The organism is Pseudomonas sp. Marseille-P9899 (assembly GCF_903166565.1).
Classification (GTDB): domain Bacteria; phylum Pseudomonadota; class Gammaproteobacteria; order Pseudomonadales; family Pseudomonadaceae; genus Aquipseudomonas; species Aquipseudomonas huaxiensis.
The window spans coordinates 473332-490470 of record NZ_CAESCG010000002.1; the positions used below are offsets into that span (position 1 = coordinate 473332).

A 17139-nucleotide genomic window follows, 5' to 3' on the forward strand; every position below is an offset into this window, starting at 1 on the left:
TATGCAAGACACATTACGCATCACCGAAGTTTTTTACTCTTTGCAGGGTGAAACGCGCACCGCTGGCTTGCCCACGGTATTTGTGCGCCTCACCGGCTGCCCCTTGCGCTGCCAATATTGCGACAGCGCCTATGCCTTCAGCGGCGGCACCGTACGCACGCTCGACTCGATCCTCGAACAGGTTGCCAGCTTCCGGCCGCGCTACATTTGCGTGACGGGCGGCGAGCCGCTGGCCCAGCCCAATGCCATCCCGTTGCTGAAAAGGCTCTGTGACGCCGGGTACGAGGTTTCCGTGGAAACCAGCGGCTCGATGGACATTGCGCCCGTCGACCTGCGCGTCAGCCGCGTCGTGGACCTGAAAACCCCAGGCTCTGCGGAAGTCCACCGCAACCGCTACGAGAATATCGAGCTGCTGACCCCGAACGATCAGGTCAAATTCGTCCTCTGTTCGCGCGAGGACTATGACTGGGCGGTATCGAAGCTGATCCAGTACGGTCTCGACAAACGTGTCGGCGAAGTTCTGTTTTCGCCTAGCCATCATCAATTGAGCGCAACCGATCTGGCTGACTGGATCGTGGCCGACAATTTGCCGGTTCGTCTGCAGATGCAGTTGCACAAACTGCTCTGGAACGACGAGCCGGGACGCTGACAGGAGCTTTTGCAATGAGTGAGAAACGCGCGGTAATTTTATTGTCGGGTGGCCTGGATTCGGCCACCGTGGTCGCCATGGCCAAGGCCGAAGGCTATGACTGCTACACCATGAGCTTCGATTACGGCCAGCGCCATCGCGCCGAGCTGGATGCGGCAGCCCGGGTGGCGCGGGACCTGGGTGCGGTCGAGCACAAGGTCATTGGCCTGAACCTCAACGGGATTGGTGGCTCGGCCCTGACCGACAGCAGCATCGATGTCCCCGAGACCCCAAGCGAGGGCATTCCGGTGACCTACGTGCCGGCGCGCAACACGGTGTTCCTGTCGCTGGCGTTGGGCTGGGCCGAAGTGCTGAATGCGAGCGACATCTTCATTGGTGTCAATGCCGTGGACTACTCCGGCTACCCGGATTGCCGTCCGGAGTTCGTCGAGGCGTTCGAGCGCATGGCCAACCTCGCGACCAAGGCCGGGGTAGAAGGCAATGGGTTCCGGATCCAGGCGCCGTTGCAGAACCTGAGCAAGGCGCAGATCGTCCAGGCGGGCATGGCCCGTGGCGTCGACTACAGCCTCACTGTTTCCTGCTATCAGGCGGATGATGAAGGTCGTGCGTGTGGCAAATGCGATAGCTGCCGCCTGCGTGCGGATGGCTTTGCTGCGGCCGGCGTACAGGACCCGACTCGCTATTTTTGAATTATTTTGCGATGGGGTGTTGATTTCCTGTTAGAAATCAGTATTATACGCGCCATCCAACGGGTCGTTAGCTCAGTTGGTAGAGCAGTTGGCTTTTAACCAATTGGTCGTAGGTTCGAATCCTACACGACCCACCATATAAAGTTGGCAGTGTTAAAACCGGAAGTTGGCAGATAGTTGCTGAATGATGGTAGACACAACCGACGGTGAAACACCTGAAGAAGCCCGCGTTCCGATAAGGATCGCGGGCTTTTTCGTTTCTGTCGTTCGCGTTTTTAGTGCGTCTCGCGAGTGCGAAGAACTGGCACGGTAAACAGTGGACATATATCACCACTGTCCCGCTGTTTACCGTGCCGGTCGGTCAGTTTTAGAGCGTCCAGTTGATCGTTAGCATGGCGTTGCGGGGTTCGCCGTACAGGCTGTTACCGAAGTCAGTGTTGGAGCTGATGTCCTGGTAGTAGGTCTTGTCGAAGACGTTGTTCAGGTTCAGTCGCACGTGAACGGTCTCCGAAGCCTGATAGCTGGTCATCAGGTCTACCACGGTGTAGGCCTTTTGTTCGATACGGTAGTCGAACGTGGTCAGGTAATCATTGGTGCCTTTGTTGTAGACGGTGTTCTGCCGATACAGGCCGCCACCGATACTCCAGCGGCTCAGATCGCCAGGTAGCTGATAGGTAGTGAACGCCTTGAATATGTGTCGGGGGATGTTGGTGGCGAACAAGCGCCCCACGTTGTCTTCGTTGGCGTCCTTTGTATATTTGGCGGCGGAGTAGGTGTAACCCGCCCCCAGTTCCCAGCCAGGCGCCAGGGTGCCGTTGATTTCCAGCTCGATCCCTTCGCTTCGTACTTCACCCGCCGCGTCATAGCAGGTGCCGCCGATCGGCGTGCACTGGATGGGGTTGAGTAATTTGGCGCGGTTCTCCTGATCGATACGGAAGATCGCTGCGCTGGCATTCAGGTTTCCATCAAAGTACTCGCCCTTGATACCGAGCTCGTAGTTTTTGCCCTTTATCGGCATCAGCGCGTTGTTCTGGGTATCCAGCTCGGTCTGCGGGCGGAAAATATCGGTGTAGCTGACATAGACCGAGTGATGCTGGTCGAGGTCATAAACCGCACCGGCGTAGCGCGTGAGGTTGCGCGTCACTTTGTTTGGCAGGCTGCTGGCTGATGATTTTCCGTTCCACCGGGTATCCACATCATGCTCGTACCAGTCCAGGCGCCCACCAAGGATGACTTTCAGGTCATCCGTGATGTTCAGGCGAGTAGTGACGTAGGTGCCTTCCTGTTGCGTGGTGCGATGCTGCGTCCAGGGATTGGCGCTCACGTCGGGTTTGGGGATGCCGGTGGGGTTGTAGAGATCAGTATTGGTCTCCACGTCGATGGGCAGCCCCTTGCCGTTGAACGTCAGGTCCCTCTTGCTGGCGCCCACGACCAGTTCATGGGTGCGGCCAAACAGCGAGAAGGGGCCGGTGACGTAGCCGTCATAGCTGCTTTGCCGGTCTTTATAGTCGTATCTGCCGATGTACTGGCCGAACTGATCGTAGTTATCGCCCATGCGCTCGGGAAGGGAACCGAGCATGTCCAGTTTTGACCAGCTCTTGCTGGCGGCCAGGAGCATTTTCCAATTGTTGGCGAAACGGTACTCCAGGCGAGTGAACGCCGTGGTGTTGTCCTGATCCCAGTATTCCCATTTGCTGCCCAGGTACGTCGAGCGCTTCAGGTGCAGGTCACTACCGTCGGCGGCGACGGGCAAGCCGCCCCAGGCGCTGTTGTGATTGGCATTCTGGTTGGAGGCGCCAAAGGTCAAGGTCGCATCGTCGTTCAGGTCGGCTTCGGTGATGGCGTAGAACACCGAGCGTTCGGCGCTGGTGAAGTCCTGGAAGCTGCCCTTGGTCTGATACGCGGTGACCACTCGGCCGCGCAGGGTGCCGCTGTCGTTCAGGGCGTTGGACGCGTCGAACTCGCTGCGATAGTTGTCCCAGCTACCGGCGCTGCCGGTGATGCTGATACGCGGCGTGGCAGTCGGGCGCTTTCGCACCATGTTGATGGCCGCCGCCGGGTTGCCGGAGCCTTGCATCATGCCGGTGGCGCCGCGCACCACTTCCACGCGATCGAAAATCGCCATGTCCGGCGAGGAGTTCATGTCGCGGCTGAGGTAGTGGGACAGATCGTTGGGCAAGCCGTCGGTCATCAGGTTTTCGATGGCGAAGCCGCGGGAGTAGAACGTCGAGCGTTGTGGGCCGTCTTTGGTGATGGCGATGCCGGGCGTGCTTTTGAGCACGTCTTCCAGCGACCTCATGTTCTGGTCGTCCATGCGCTGGCGGGTAATGACCGTGACCGACTGCGGTGTTTCGCGAATCGACAATGACAGCTTGGTCGCGCTCTGCATCGTGCCCGTGGTGTAGGAGCCGGTGTTTTCGCTGGTCGACCCCAGTACCGCGCCAAGTACGTTGGTTGCGCCCAGTTCAAGCGCTCCCGTGCTGTCGTGTGCCTGCACCAGCGAATATCCGCCACTGCCCAGCGCCACCGCATCGACGCCGCTGCTCAGCAGCAAGCGATGCAGCGCTTCATCCCGCGAATAGTGCCCCTGAACGCCCGGAGACTGTTTGCCCCGCGCCAGTTCCGCATCAAACGAAACGCTGATGCCGGCGATCGAGCTGAATTGCGCCACTGCCTGATCGAGGGGGCCGGCGGGCACATTGAAATCCAGTTCGCGCTCGACCGTGTGCGGTGCCGCCGCTGCCGGGGCGACCAGCGTGCTGCTCACGCTTGCGCCCAGCACCAGGCTCAGCAGGGCCAGATGCACTGCGCGCTGTAGCGGGCGGTTTGGGAAAGGGGCGTTGATCAAGCCGGGTTCGGTGAGGTGTGCGTGATGCGGCATGCTGTTTCCTTACGCTCGTTGGCAATGGCGGCGTCTGTGCGCCTCTACTTGGCAAGCCGAACGAGAATCAGAATCACCAACCCCTCTTTGAAATTTTTTACTGGCGACGCTCAGGCTGCTTCGAGGCGCACCCAGTAGCGGGTAAAGCGCCGTAGCCGCAAGGGCAGGGTCAGACGCAGGTTTTCCAGCACGTTGTCGGTGTTGCGCAGATGAAAGGAGCCGGACACCCGCAACCCGGCCACCGCCGGGTCGCAGCTCAGATAGCCAGGGCGATAACGTTGCAGTTGCTGGAGAAAGTCATCCAGCCGCCAGCCGTTCACCACCAGCGTGTCGTGTAGCCAGGCGTCGGCCTGGGCGGTGGCTGGCTTCACGGGTTCCAGTGCGTCAGCGCTGAAGCTGACCTGCTCACCTGCTTGCACGATCAGCGTGGTGTGGGGTTGATTGGCGGGGCGTACCAGGACGGCATGCTCCAGCACGGTCAGGCGGGTCTGATCCTGTTCCTGCTGCACGATAAAACGCGTGCCGAGCGCCTGCAGGCTGCCTTCGGCGGTATGCACGATCAAGGGCCGGGCGGTCTTGTCCTTGGCGGTCTCGACGAGGATTTCGCCGCTGAGCAGCAAGAGTTCGCGCAACTGCTGGCTGTAGCGGATGTTCACCGCCGTGGCGGTATTGAGGTGCAGTTGACTGCCGTCCTCCAGATGAATACTGCGTCGCTCTCCGATCCCGGTGCGTTGGTCCGCTGCCCACTGGGGCAGCGGCGTGACCCTCCAGCCCAAGGTGCCGGCGGCGCCGGTGGCCAGCAGCACGGAAAGCACTTTCAATACGTCGCGGCGCTTGGCGTGCGCGGCTTTGAGGATCGGGCTACCAATCGCTGGCGCAAGCCGTTCGAGTTTTCCTTGCAGGCGCCCGAGCCGTTCCCAGGCCAGCAGATGGCGTGGGTCGCTCTGCAGCCATCGTTGATGCTCGCGGTGCAGCGACTCATCCGGCGTGCCGGTGCGCAGGTCGACGTACCATTGGGCGGCCGCTTCGAGGGTGGCGATATCGAGTGCCGGGGCTGCCAAGGCTCAGTCCTCCATCAGCAGCAGGCACTGGGTCAGGGCGCGCACGGCGTGTTTTCTCACGGTGTTGACCGAGATTTGCAGGCGCTGGCTGATTTCCACGTAGCTGAGTCCGTCGAGATGGGCCATCAGGAATACGTCGCGGGTGCGGGTGCCGAGGGCATCGAGCATCTGGTCGACTTCCAGCAGCGACTCGATGATCAGCAGGCGTTCTTCCGGGGAGATATCCAGCGCTTCGGGAATCGCTGCCAGTGTTTCCAGGTAGGCCTGTTCCAGCGAACGGCGGCGGAACATGTCAATCATCAAGCCGCGCGCCACGCGGCTGAGATAAGCCCGTGGTTCGCGAACAACGTCGGCCCTGCGCTGGGTCAGCACACGTAAAAACGTGTCTTGCGCGAGGTCCGCGGCCTGCTCGCTGCAGTTCATGCGCTTGCGTAACCAGCCCTTGAGCCAGCCGTGATGCTCCTCGTAGAGGGTGTGCATCGCTGCGTGATGAACCAGATCGGACATGGGATAACCCGAAGTTACAATTGATAATAAATCTTATTATCTTGAAGCCACGGGGTGTTGGCAAGTTGCCTTCAGTGAGCTGGCCGTGAAGGCAATACAGGCTGGGAGACTTTCAGGGCGGGCCCCGGTGACCGAATACCGGGTGCCCGAAAGGCTGGATCTCACGATGGTCACTCGTGAATCGACACCTGGTTACGGCCATTTTTCTTCGAGGCGTACAGCGCCTGGTCGGCCCAGGCGATGAGGTCGGCATGGCCGTCCGAGGGCTGACTGAGATCGGCGACACCCAGGCTGATGGTGAAGCGAATGCTTTGCCCCTCGTGCTGCACTTCCAGCCCCTCGATGGCTTTGCGGAATCGCTCGGCGAAGGCGCTCGCACCATGCTTGTCGGTATCCGACAGCACTACGCCGAACTCCTCGCCGCCATAGCGCCCGGCCACATCGGTATCGCGCACATACTCGCGCAGCATCGCGGCGACCTGTTCGATCACCTTGTCGCCCGCCTGATGGCCGTAGGTATCGTTGATGCGCTTGAAGTGGTCGATGTCGAACATCACCAGGCTGGTGTGGTTGCCGTGGCGCTGGTGACGGGCGTAAGCGACTTTCAGGCTGTCTTCCCAGTGGCCGCGGTTGTACAGGCCAGTCAGGCGGTCGGTGCTGGAGAGCTTCTGCAGTTGCGCGTTGGCCGATTGCAGCATGCGCCGGTTGGTGGCGACGTCGGTCACGTCATAGATCACCAGGCAGAAGTGGCTGATGCTGCTGTCGGTGGAGCGCAGCGGGAACAGCGTGGTGTTCTGGTACATGAAGTCTTCCTGCCCGGTTATTGGCTGGTAGTTCTTGAACCGCACCAGATAAGGGCGCTGCTCCCACACTGTGAACGCGGGCGTGCCCAGGGTCGCAACGCTTTCCAGCTTGTGGCTGAACCAGCCGACGTTGACCTCCGGGAAGAGGGTGAAGAACGATTCGCTGTGGGCGTCCTTGGGAGCAACGCCCGAGCGGTTCTCCATGAAAGTGTTCCAGACCTGGACGCGGTAGTCGCGGTCGAGCACCACCACGCCGACGTCGATGCTTTGCACGATCGCCAGCAGCCAATGGAACTCGGTCAGATCAATGGGTTTGTTCATGGGTCAGTTCATCAGGTACGCGAGTTTGTGGGTCAGTCGTTCGATGGAGTCTTCGGTGAACAGGAGCAACAGGTCGAAGCGGATATCGTGTCCCTCCAGACCGTAGCTGATCTCCACCGCGAGGGTCTTCTTCCAGCGCTGCTGGTTGACCCGGATCAGTTCTTCGATACCGGCATGCTGGCCGAGGATCTGCGGGTGACACTGGGAGAACACCACGTCGACCTGCTCGGCGATACTGCTGAGGCAGGCGCCGATGAGGACGCTGGACAGATCCAGGAGCATTTCCAGGTCGGATGATTCGCTGTTCTGATGCTGCATCAGACGCGCCATGTCGGCGATTTCCGAATCATGGAACATCAGCAGGGCTTCGCCGGCGATACCGCCACCGATAAAGCCCTGGCAGACCGCGGTGAGTTGCTTGCAGCGTCCGGCATCGGCCAGGGCCATGTGCAACTCGCCGACTTCGAGTACGTTGACGTTCGGCACCGGCAGTTGCACGAAAACCCCGAGCACCTTGGCGATCAGCGCGGCGGCGCGGCCAATGGCGACGTTGACGGTTTCGCGAAACACTTCATTGAAGGTGACGTTGGTGTTGGTCGCCGGACGGTGGCTTTGCGCCGCTTGCCCCGGCAGGCTCATCAGCCCCAGCTCGCCAAGGGTCTGGCGCAGTTCTGCCTGGTCGAAAGGCTTTTGCAGGAACGCCAGGGCGCCCAGTTCGCGGACCCGCCGCACCGCTTCCTGCTGCACATCCCCGGAGATAACGATGACGGCGGCCTTCAAGCCTTCATCGCGCAAGGCGTGAAGCACTTGATAACCGTCCATCTCCGGCATGTTCAGGTCGAGAACCACGACCTGGCCGAGACCTTTGCGAATGGCGTCCATGCATTGATGGCCATTGCTGGCCTGGGTGATCGACACCGGCCAGTCCGCTGGCAGCGCCCGCAGGACCTGCTTGCGGGCAACAGTAGAGTCATCACATACAGTTAAGGTCGTCACTGACACAAATCACGGCTCGTTATCTGGAGTTGTGGAATGATTTCATTATGCCATAACCGTACAAAGCCTACGCTTAATAGATAAGGGAATCACTGATAAGAAAGCATGTGCGCATACGGTTTTCCCTGATGCATGACGTCAGGCTTTGCCGTACCCGGCGTATTCACCATGTGCATGCACAGTTCATACACATTTCGCGATTTATTGATGAAATCGGCAAAAAAGGCTCGCGATCCCGGCTGGTGGCTCTTCGATGTTTTCGCCACAGCGCAGCCGGATCGATCTCTTCACACTCCCTTCCTTCGTTCTGTCCATCAGGGATTCCCGGTCGGTGTCGGCCCTTTAACCCCGGGAGGTGAAACGTTTGCGTCGATTTGTCGGACAAAGACCTTCGCTGCTGTCAGAGAGACATCAAGGGGTGGTATGTTTCGTCTCAGAATGAAGTCGAAATAGTGGATAGATCATGCCTAAAGCGTCCCATCAAGATTTGCGTCGTGCGTTCCGTAAACTGCTTGCCTCCCCTCGTTGTTACCACACCGCCTCGGTGTTCGATCCGATGTCAGCGCGCATTGCCGCCGACCTCGGTTTCGAGGTGGGTATTCTGGGAGGCTCGGTGGCGTCGCTACAGGTATTGGCTGCACCTGATTTTGCCTTGATCACCCTCAGCGAGTTCGCCGAACAGGCCACTCGCATCGGCCGTGTTGCACAACTGCCGTTCATCGCCGATGCCGACCATGGCTACGGTAATGCGCTGAACGTGATGCGCACCGTGATCGAGCTGGAGCGCGCTGGCGTTTCCGCGCTGACCATCGAAGACACCCTGTTGCCGGCCCAGTTCGGCCGCAAGTCCACCGACCTGATCAGCATCGAAGAAGGTGTCGGCAAGGTTCGCGCGGCGCTCGAGGCCCGGGTCGATCAAGAGCTGTCGATCATTGCCCGGACCAATGCCGGCGCGATTCCGACCGAGGAAGTCATCGCTCGCGTCGTCGCCTACCAGAACGCCGGTGCCGACGGCGTGTGCATGGTCGGCATCCGCGATTTCGAGCACCTGGAAGAGATTGCCCGTCACGTCACCGTTCCGCTCATGCTGGTCACCTACGGCAACCCGCAACTGCACGATGACGTGCGTCTCGCCGAGCTTGGCGTGCGCATTGCCGTGGACGGCCACGGCGCCTACTTCGCCGCGATCAAGGCGACCTACGACTGCCTGCGCGAGCAGCGTCGCATTACCAGCTCCGCCTCCGACCTGAGCGCGACGGAGCTGACGCACACCTACACCCAGCCAAATGACTACATCGTCTGGGCGCGTGAGTTCATGGACGTCAACGAGTAAGACGCTTCGTTGTCTCGGGCGCGAGGATTGCCAGGTCGCACTTCCTCGCGTCCGATGCTGTAGTAGGCAAGGCCCGCATCGGCCATGTGCGCCGGTTCGAACAGGTTGCGTCCGTCGAAGATCACCTGATCGAGCAGGCGTTGCCTGACCAGTTCGCTGTCCAGCACTTTGAAGTCCTCCCACTCGGTGACGATCACCAACGCGTTGGCGCCTGTCAGCGCGTCCTCCTTGTTGTCCAGCAACTCCAGATCATTGCGCTCACCGTAGCGACGACGTGCTTCGTGCCGGGCTTGCGGGTCGAAGGCGCGTACTTTCGCGCCGGCTTGCCATAGCGCCTGCAGGAGTACCTGGCTGGAGGCTTCGCGCATGTCGTCGGTATTGGGCTTGAACGCCAGGCCCCACACGGCAAACGTCTTGTCGGACAGGTCTGCGTTGTAATGCTGGAGAATCTTTTCGAACAGGCGATGTTTCTGTCGCTGATTGATGGCATCCACCGCTTGCAACAGGCGGGGCTGGTAGTCGTGTCGCTCGGCAATCCGCTGCAGGGCCGTCAGGTCCTTGGGAAAGCACGAGCCGCCAAAGCCGCAGCCGGCATAGATGAAGTCGTAGCCGATGCGTGGGTCCGAGCCGATGCCACGGCGCACGGCTTCGATGTCAGCGCCCAGGTGTTCGGCGAGGTTGGCCATTTCGTTCATGAACGAAATCTTTGTCGCCAGCATGCAGTTGGCCGCGTACTTGCTCAGCTCGGCGCTGCGGGCGTCCATGCTGATGAAAGTGTCGTGATTGCGGCTGAAGGGGCTGAACAGTTCCTTCAAAAGGGCCAGCGTCGCGGTGCTGGCGCCGCCGATGATGACCCGGTCGGGGCGCATGCAGTCGATGACCGCCGAGCCTTCCTTGAGAAACTCCGGGTTGCTGACCACGTCCAGTTGCGCGGCGCTGTCCGGGCGCAGACTGATCAGGCGGGCCTTGATGGCATCGACGGTGCCGACCGGCGAGGTGGATTTGTTGACGATGACTTTCGCGCCGTGGGCGTGCCGGGCGATGGCGTCCGCGACCGCGAAGACCTGGCGCAGGTCGGCGCTGCCATCGGCCAGTGGCGGGGTGCCTACAGCAATGAAGATCACGCTGGCGGCTTCGATGGCGGGTACCGCGTCGGTGCTGAACAGCAGGCGGGAACTGGCCAGGCCTTTGTGCAGCAGCGCCGGCAGGCCGGGCTCGAAGATCGGGCAATGGCCGCGGGACAGCGCGTCAACGCGTTCGGCATCGACATCCACGCAGCACACCCAGTGTCCAACCTCGGCCAGGCAGGCGGCCAGGGTCAAACCAACATAACCGGTACCAAACACAGCAAGTTTCATACGAAGCTCCGTTATCAGGCCGATGCTGTTCCTCCTGCCCGGGCAGGCAGCGCATGGCCTGAACATGTCAGCGTCCGATGACAGTTATGTGAGTGTCTGGCGGGGTTGTGACGTGGATCCTAGGACGTTGGCTGCGGGCATCGGATTTGGCCTCGGAAACAGACTACGAAATACGTCGAGTTTTCCAGCGTATCGGTGGCGGATTCCTGAGCTTTTTGCCCGCGATCGCGGTGCTAACCTCCCGGCCCCTGATGCCCGGTACGCAAGGTCCGGGTGGTTTTCTCCACTGTCTGGACCTCTTCATGAAAAAGATACTGGTTGCACTCGCTGGCGTTGTTGCGCTCAGTGCTGCTGGCTGTGCGTGGATCACATGGAACACCGGCAAATCAATGCCGACACGGATGGATGCGCTGCTGGAGCATGCCAACCAGCAATTGCAGGTAGCGCTGGGGCACGAGGGGGAGGCAAAAATCGAGCTGCTTTCGAGCACCTTTCATACCTTCAGTGCCGATGCCCGTTACCGGGTGACCTACGAGTCGGTGGGGCAGGACCCTGTTCAACTGGAGTTCGTTGATCGTATCGAGTACGGGCCGTTACCGTGGTCGAGAGTGACGCGCATGCAACTGATGCCAGTGATGGCTACAAGCAATTTCTCATTGGTCGAAACTGAAGGCTCCGCGACCTGGTTTTCCGCCAGTAAGGGGGAGATTCCGTTGCGTGGGGGTATCAGCGTCAATTACGACGAAACCATCAATACCCACGTCGAGTTCGCGCCGTTCGAGATCACGGAGCAGGACTATTCGCTGTCGTCCAGCGGAGGAAGTTTGCTCCTGAGTTCGGCTCAAGATGACGACGCCGTGGCTATTTCCGGCGAGATGGAGCGCCTCAACATACATCTGAAGAGTAGTGGGAACATCCGCAGTGTATATCTCTATCTCGTGGGAATAGGTGTGAATGCTCACTTGGGAACAAGTCTTCAGGGGCTGCGGACCGGTTGGCTGAAAGTCGGTTCGACGGATGTCGGATTTCAATCTTCCGGTAAGACTCTATCGTTTGGCCGGGTCGCGTTGCATGATGAGTATCAGGTTGCCGAGGGCGGGTATTCGAGGCGGCAGATAGTCGTTGCTCCGAATATCCGGCTGGCTGGTTGGCCGTTTGGCAGCGCTCGGCTGGCGTGGCGTGTCGAAGGGCTGGACCCGGCGGCGCTCAAAGGATTTTTGCAGGGAAGGCGCTCGGGAGTGTGGAGCACTATGAACGCGGCAGATGTTGCCGAGACAAATGGAGCAGATACCGATCCGCAAGGGTTGTTGAGCGAATCGGACGATCGGCTTGAAGCAGCCATGCTCAAGCTGCTGACGAACAGGCCGAAATTCGTACTCGAAGAGTTGTCATTCAAAGTGAGCGAGGGAGAGAGTCGGGCGGACATGTCTGTTCAATTTCGTCGGCCGGACGATGACAGTATTTCCTTCGCTGACTTGATTGAGCAGATGCCTGAGTCGGGCAATGTCAATCTCGAGATTTCCAAATCGACTATCGATGCCTGGGCGCGTCCCTTCAACCTCGGAAGGTTCACTGCGGACGCCATGCTCGGAGTGTTCAGCAGTCGAACCTTGTGGGAGATACTTTCAGTCGAGGCTGAGCGGAGTCCTTTTCTGGTAGTGGTGGACGACAGCATTCTGATGAAGCTGCAACTTAGCCCACCTAATGATGTGGATCTCAATGGCAAGAAGATGACAAGGGAGGCGTTCTTGAGAACGATCTGGATGGATATGGCCAGACGATCGCTGCCCGCATTGCACTGAATCCCGCAGCATAAATGCTACTCTCGCCGACTTGAAGGCCCGGACCCTGGTGTCCGGGTTTTCTTTTCCAAGGAACGCAACTGGATCACTTCATGAAGAAAACACTGGTAGTTATCGGCGGGCTGGCTGTATTGGTCGCGGCGACCTGGACGTCGATCGCGTGGAACACCGGCCAGCAACTGCCCGCGCAGTTGAACGCTGCGCTGGCCGACGTCAATCGCCAACTGGCCGTGGCCATGGGCACGCAAATGCAGGGCAAGGTGGAATTGCTTTCCCTGGAGTCGCATAAGTTCACCAGTCTCGCCCGCTACCGGGTGACCCTCAGCGACCCGGACGGAGAGTCGGTGGCGCTGGATTTCGTCGATCACATCGAGCACGGGCCTTTCCCGTGGTCGCGGCTCAAGCAGTTGCAACTGGCACCGGTTATGGCTGCGAGCACTTATGCGCTTGAGAAAACCGACAAGACCGAGAAATGGTTCGCCGCCGCAGGTGATCAACTGCCGTTGGGCGGCAGCATGAGCCTGAGTTATGGCGGTGCCGTGCGCACCAACGTCAAGCTGGCTCCGCTGGAAGTGAAGGGCGAGGAGGGCGTGATGTTCTCGTTTTCCGGTCTGACGCTGCAGGTCGACACCGACGCCCATGGCGATGAGCTGCGCTTCGGGGCTGCCATGGAGCACCTGACCCTGACCCAGGGCGACGGTTCGACACTGGACTTCGGCCTGAAGGACCTTACCTTCGCCGCTGACATGAGCAAGAGCCGTTACGGCTTCTATACCGGCTCTTATGCGGCCGATTTGGGAGAGGTATCGATCGTCTACGATGGGCAGCCGTCGCTGAAGTTCGGCCTGGACCTGCGTGACACCTACCGCATCGAGAACGACGGTCTGGCGCTCAAGGGTGTGTATCAGGTTTCCGACATCAGCTATGCCGACAAGCCGCTGGGCAGAGCACGCATGGGCTGGAGCGTGCAGCGCCTGAATCCCGAGGCCATCGGCAAACTGGTGAGCTGGTATGAGCAACATATGCCGGAGCTGGAAGCCATTGCCTTGGAACAGTCCGATGGTGCCCAGCTTCTGAACGATCCGCTGTTGAAGGATGTATTGCAGGGCGTGCTGGCCGGCCAGCCACGGGTAGCGCTGGAGGAACTGTCGTTCAAGACGGCCAGTGGCGAAAGCCGCGTTGACCTCGCTGTCGACCTCGCCGGTGTAGCGCTGGCGGACCTGCCGCCTGAGCAGGCGCTGGCCCAATCGATCAAGTCGGTCCAGGCCAATCTGAAGGTCTCCAAGCCAATGATCGGTGATATCGCGGCCCGGCGGGCCACGCTGGATGGCCTGGATGCCGACTCGATCCGGCAGGCGTCGGCAGCGGGCGAGATGGTCGGCATGATGGCCTTGCAAACCCAGATGGCGACGGTGCAGGGTGACAACATCCAGATACACCTGGGTTACGCCGACGGCCTGGTGGACTTCAACGGGCAGAAAATGACCGTTGAGCAGTTCGACGCCTTCGTCCGGGGACGTGCCGCACTGCTGACCGGTGCTGCTCAGTAATCTCCTTGCTCCGCGGGCGACGTGTCGAGCGTCGCCCGCCGGCGTTACCGGGCAAAAATCTCTTTAGAATTCATCCGATTATCTGTAGCCTTCGGCGACTCATAAAACCGAGGTTGCAGCGGACTTTTGCCGAGAATGCAAAGGCCAAGCTGTTACCCGATTTGTCCGTGCCCGATGATACACTCGACTTACGCGCATCAGCGCCAGCAGGTCTTGCGAACATGACGCAGATTTCCGAACGCCTTCTGGTCCAGGCCCATCTGGACGCCAAGCAGCCCAAGCCGCTCACGCCTGAACAAGAGGCCGAATACCGTGCCGCCATCGCCGCCGAACTCAAGGCGCAGGATGCGGTGCTCGTCGCCCACTACTATTGCGATCCGGTGATCCAGGCGCTGGCCGAGGAAACCGGGGGTTGCGTGGCCGACTCCCTGGAGATGGCCCGCTTCGGCAAGAACCACTCGGCCAAGACCGTGCTGGTGGCCGGCGTGCGCTTCATGGGCGAGACCGCGAAGATCCTCACCCCCGAAAAACGCATCCTGATGCCGACCCTCGACGCCACCTGCTCCCTCGATCTGGGTTGCCCGGTGGACGAGTTCTCGGCCTTCTGCGACAAGCATCCCGAGCGCACCGTGGTGGTGTATGCCAACACTTCGGCTGCTGTGAAGGCCCGTGCCGACTGGGTGGTGACCTCCAGTTGCGCGCTGGAAATCGTCGAAAGCCTGATGGACAACGGCGAGACCTTCATCTGGGCGCCGGACCAGCACCTGGGCAACTACATCCAGAAGCAGACCGGCGCCGACATGCTGATGTGGGACGGTGCGTGCATCGTTCACGAAGAATTCAAGTCGCGACAACTGGCCGATATCAAGGCCCTGTACCCGGACGCCGCGATTCTGGTGCACCCGGAATCGCCAGCAGCCGTCATCGAGCTGGCTGACGCCGTGGGTTCCACCAGCCAGTTGATCGCCGCCGCACAACGCATGCCGAACAAGAGGTTCGTGGTCGCCCCCGATCGCGGCATCTTCTACAAGATGCAGCAGCTGTGCCCGGACAAAGAGTTCATCGAAGCGCCGACCGCCGGCAACGGCGCGACCTGCCGCAGTTGCGCGCACTGCCCGTGGATGGCGATGAACACGCTTGAGCGCACCTTGCAGTGCCTGCGTGAAGGGACGAACGAGATTTTCGTGGAACCGGCATTGATTCCGCAGGCGATCAAGCCGTTGCAGCGGATGCTGGACTTTACCCAGGCCGCGCGGCTGAAGTTGTCCGGTAACGCTTGAGTCTTTCAGGGCTGCTCGGCAGCCCTTCACAGGATTTGCGCCAACCTCGTTGTCGGGGCGGGCTCAAATCCCGTGGATTCAGGCGACAGGCCTCAGCGCATCATGTCCTTGACCATTCGTTGCTGCTCCAGCAAATCCCGCTGGCGGGCGTCGATCCGCGACGCGAGCTGAAAGTTGGTGCCCGCCCGGCGCTTGGCGTAATCCAGTTGTTGCAGCGCCTGGTCGAAATCGCCGGTGAGGGCGAAGAACTCGGCGCGTGCCTGGTGCAGCCCGATGGTGTTGCCTGAAAGCCCGCGGGCTTCGGCCAGGTCGTACCAGATATCCGGGTCGTCGCCGCGGTTCTTGATCAGGGCTTCCAACGCTTTTTCGGCTTCGGCGGGTTTGTTCTGCTTGAGTAGCAGGTCGGCCCGAACCTGTTGCAGCGGATAGTTGCCCGGGTAGAGCTGGCGCATCTTGTCGACCCGTTGCTGAGCATCGGCCAGACGGTTGTTGGTGATGTCCAGGTCAATCTGGGTCAGGTTGTAGGTGATGTCGTTGGGTGATTTGGCCAGCAGCGGCTTGAGATTTTCCCGCGCTTCATTGAGTTGGCCGCCCTTGATCTGCGCCAGCGCCAGGCCGTAGCGCGCAGCGTCGAGGGTGGGGGTTTCATCCAGCAGGGCACGGAAGCGCTTGGCCGCGAGGCCCGGCGTCCCTTCATAGAACAGTTGCACCCGGGCACGCATCAACTGATAGCGCAGACTGTCTTCGGTGCCGCCGGCAGGGGCCTGTTCGGCGCGGTTGCGGGTGTCGGCGATACGCGATTCGGTCACCGGGTGGGTCAGCAGGAATTCCGGCGGCTTGGCGTCGAAGCGGTACTGGCGCATCAGCCGCTCGAACATGGACGGCATGTTGCGCGGGTCGTAGCCGGCTTTTTCCAGGTTGAGGATGCCGATACGGTCGGCTTCCTGTTCGTTCTGGCGAGAGAACCGCCGCTGTTCCTGGATGGCCGCCGCCTGGGTGCCGGCGATGGCGGCGATACCGGCGTCACCGGCGCCGGAAGCGGCAATCACGATGCCCGCCAGCAGGGCGGCCATCATCGGCAGTTGCATGCGCTGCTGGGCTTCGACGCCACGGGCGAAGTGGCGTTGCGACAAGTGCGCGAGTTCGTGGGCCAGTACCGAGACATATTCGCCCTCGGTCTGGGCATTGAGGAACAGGCCGCCGTTGACGCCGACGATCCCGCCCGGAGCGGCGAAGGCGTTCAGGTCGGGGCTGTTGATCAGGATGAACTCCAGGCGGCGGTCCTGCAGTTGGCTGGTTTCGGCAAGACGGTAGACGCTGGACTCGACGTAATCCTTGAGCTGTGGGTCCGACAACTGGCTGACATTGCCGCGCAACAAGCTCAGCCAGGCCCGGCCCAGTTGGTGTTCCTGCTGCGGAGAGACAATGGCAGAGCTGGCGTCGCCAAGTGACGGCAGGTCGTCGGCGTGGCTTGGAAGCGCCAGCAGGCAGGCCAGTGTCAGCAAGGTAGGGCGCAGAAAATTCATGCACGAAGCTCTGGTCGACAAAGAGCCTTACTGTAGCCGCCTCGCACGGTTGCGACCAGTGGCGGTATTCTGCGAGGCTTGCCGGCGCCGCATGCCAGCGTTGTCTGGCCGCCTGGTTTTTCTGGAGAGTTTTGATGACTGACACCTTGCACCACGATGCCGAACTGGACGCCAGTGGCCTCAACTGTCCACTGCCGTTGCTCAAGGCCAAGCTGGAGCTGAATCGCCTTGCATGCGGTGCGGTGCTCAAGGTGATTGCCACCGATGCTGGCTCGCAGCGCGACTTCCGCACTTTTGCCAGGCTGGCCGGTCATACGCTGCTGCTCGATACCGCCGAGGGCGGGGTTTACACCTATTGGCTGAAGAAGGCCTGAGTTTCTTTC

General features: G+C 60.6%; 14 protein-coding genes and 1 tRNA gene. 8 read left to right on the plus strand and 7 right to left on the minus strand.

Features of this window, described 5'->3' with window-relative positions; translation table 11 throughout:
• Position 1: 1 nt before the first annotated feature.
• The 3 genes from queE to HWV67_RS11450 all read left to right on the plus strand — a co-directional run bounded on the left by queE (position 2) and on the right by HWV67_RS11450 (position 1475).
• Positions 2 to 649, plus strand: coding sequence for a 7-carboxy-7-deazaguanine synthase QueE (queE, locus tag HWV67_RS11440; RefSeq protein ID WP_110968383.1), 648 nt, complete (start codon positions 2 to 4; stop codon positions 647 to 649).
• A gap of 14 nt (positions 650 to 663) precedes the next feature.
• Positions 664 to 1338 (plus strand): 7-cyano-7-deazaguanine synthase QueC, encoded by a 675-nt coding sequence (gene queC / locus HWV67_RS11445; RefSeq protein WP_175651297.1) that lies wholly within the window; start codon positions 664 to 666, stop codon positions 1336 to 1338.
• 61 nt (positions 1339 to 1399) lie between these two features.
• Positions 1400 to 1475: transfer RNA gene (locus HWV67_RS11450), tRNA-Lys, on the plus strand.
• Between the two features lie 230 nt (positions 1476 to 1705).
• Here the strand turns inward: HWV67_RS11450 and HWV67_RS11455 are convergent.
• The 5 genes from HWV67_RS11455 to HWV67_RS11475 form a co-directional block, all read right to left on the minus strand.
• On the minus strand, positions 1706 to 4219 hold the full coding sequence (locus HWV67_RS11455) for a TonB-dependent siderophore receptor (RefSeq protein WP_175651298.1): 2514 nt from the start codon (positions 4217 to 4219) through the stop codon (positions 1706 to 1708).
• 110 nt (positions 4220 to 4329) lie between these two features.
• The gene (locus tag HWV67_RS11460; protein ID WP_175651299.1) at positions 4330 to 5280 is read right to left on the minus strand and encodes a FecR domain-containing protein; all 951 of its coding nucleotides are present in this window, start codon (positions 5278 to 5280) and stop codon (positions 4330 to 4332) included.
• Between the two features lie 3 nt (positions 5281 to 5283).
• A complete protein-coding gene (locus HWV67_RS11465; protein ID WP_175651300.1) occupies positions 5284 to 5787 on the minus strand; it encodes a sigma-70 family RNA polymerase sigma factor in 504 nt (167 codons plus the stop codon).
• Between the two features lie 170 nt (positions 5788 to 5957).
• Entirely contained in the window at positions 5958 to 6911 is a 954-nt protein-coding gene (locus HWV67_RS11470; RefSeq protein WP_175651301.1) for a sensor domain-containing diguanylate cyclase, read from the minus strand.
• A 3-nt stretch (positions 6912 to 6914) separates the two neighbouring features.
• Entirely contained in the window at positions 6915 to 7913 is a 999-nt protein-coding gene (locus HWV67_RS11475) for a response regulator (protein WP_095153995.1), read from the minus strand.
• Positions 7914 to 8370: 457 nt separating this feature from the next.
• On the opposite strand from HWV67_RS11475, the gene HWV67_RS11480 reads away from it, so the two are divergent.
• Positions 8371 to 9240 (plus strand): isocitrate lyase/PEP mutase family protein, encoded by an 870-nt coding sequence (locus HWV67_RS11480; protein WP_095153994.1) that lies wholly within the window; start codon positions 8371 to 8373, stop codon positions 9238 to 9240.
• On the opposite strand, the gene HWV67_RS11485 is transcribed toward HWV67_RS11480, so the two are convergent.
• The gene (locus HWV67_RS11485) at positions 9198 to 10598 is read right to left on the minus strand and encodes a UDP-glucose dehydrogenase family protein (protein ID WP_175651302.1); all 1401 of its coding nucleotides are present in this window, start codon (positions 10596 to 10598) and stop codon (positions 9198 to 9200) included. The genes HWV67_RS11480 and HWV67_RS11485 overlap by 43 nt on opposite strands.
• A 302-nt stretch (positions 10599 to 10900) precedes the next feature.
• Between HWV67_RS11485 and HWV67_RS11490 the strand changes: the two genes are divergently transcribed.
• From HWV67_RS11490 to nadA, 3 genes are all read left to right on the plus strand, one after another.
• Positions 10901 to 12400: a YdgA family protein gene (locus tag HWV67_RS11490; RefSeq protein ID WP_175651303.1), complete on the plus strand. Its 1500-nt coding sequence runs from the start codon at positions 10901 to 10903 to the stop codon at positions 12398 to 12400.
• Positions 12401 to 12492: 92 nt separating this feature from the next.
• Positions 12493 to 13950, plus strand: a complete 1458-nt coding sequence (locus HWV67_RS11495) for a YdgA family protein (protein ID WP_175651304.1) — start codon at positions 12493 to 12495, stop codon at positions 13948 to 13950.
• A 221-nt stretch (positions 13951 to 14171) separates the two neighbouring features.
• The gene (gene nadA, locus HWV67_RS11500; RefSeq protein ID WP_175651305.1) at positions 14172 to 15230 is read left to right on the plus strand and encodes a quinolinate synthase NadA; all 1059 of its coding nucleotides are present in this window, start codon (positions 14172 to 14174) and stop codon (positions 15228 to 15230) included.
• Positions 15231 to 15322: 92 nt separating this feature from the next.
• On the opposite strand, the gene HWV67_RS11505 is transcribed toward nadA, so the two are convergent.
• On the minus strand, positions 15323 to 16756 hold the full coding sequence (locus HWV67_RS11505) for a M48 family metalloprotease (protein ID WP_175651306.1): 1434 nt from the start codon (positions 16754 to 16756) through the stop codon (positions 15323 to 15325).
• A 134-nt stretch (positions 16757 to 16890) separates the two neighbouring features.
• On the opposite strand from HWV67_RS11505, the gene HWV67_RS11510 reads away from it, so the two are divergent.
• Positions 16891 to 17130, plus strand: a complete 240-nt coding sequence (locus HWV67_RS11510) for a sulfurtransferase TusA family protein (RefSeq protein ID WP_095153988.1) — start codon at positions 16891 to 16893, stop codon at positions 17128 to 17130.
• The last annotated feature ends 9 nt before the right edge of the window (positions 17131 to 17139 follow it).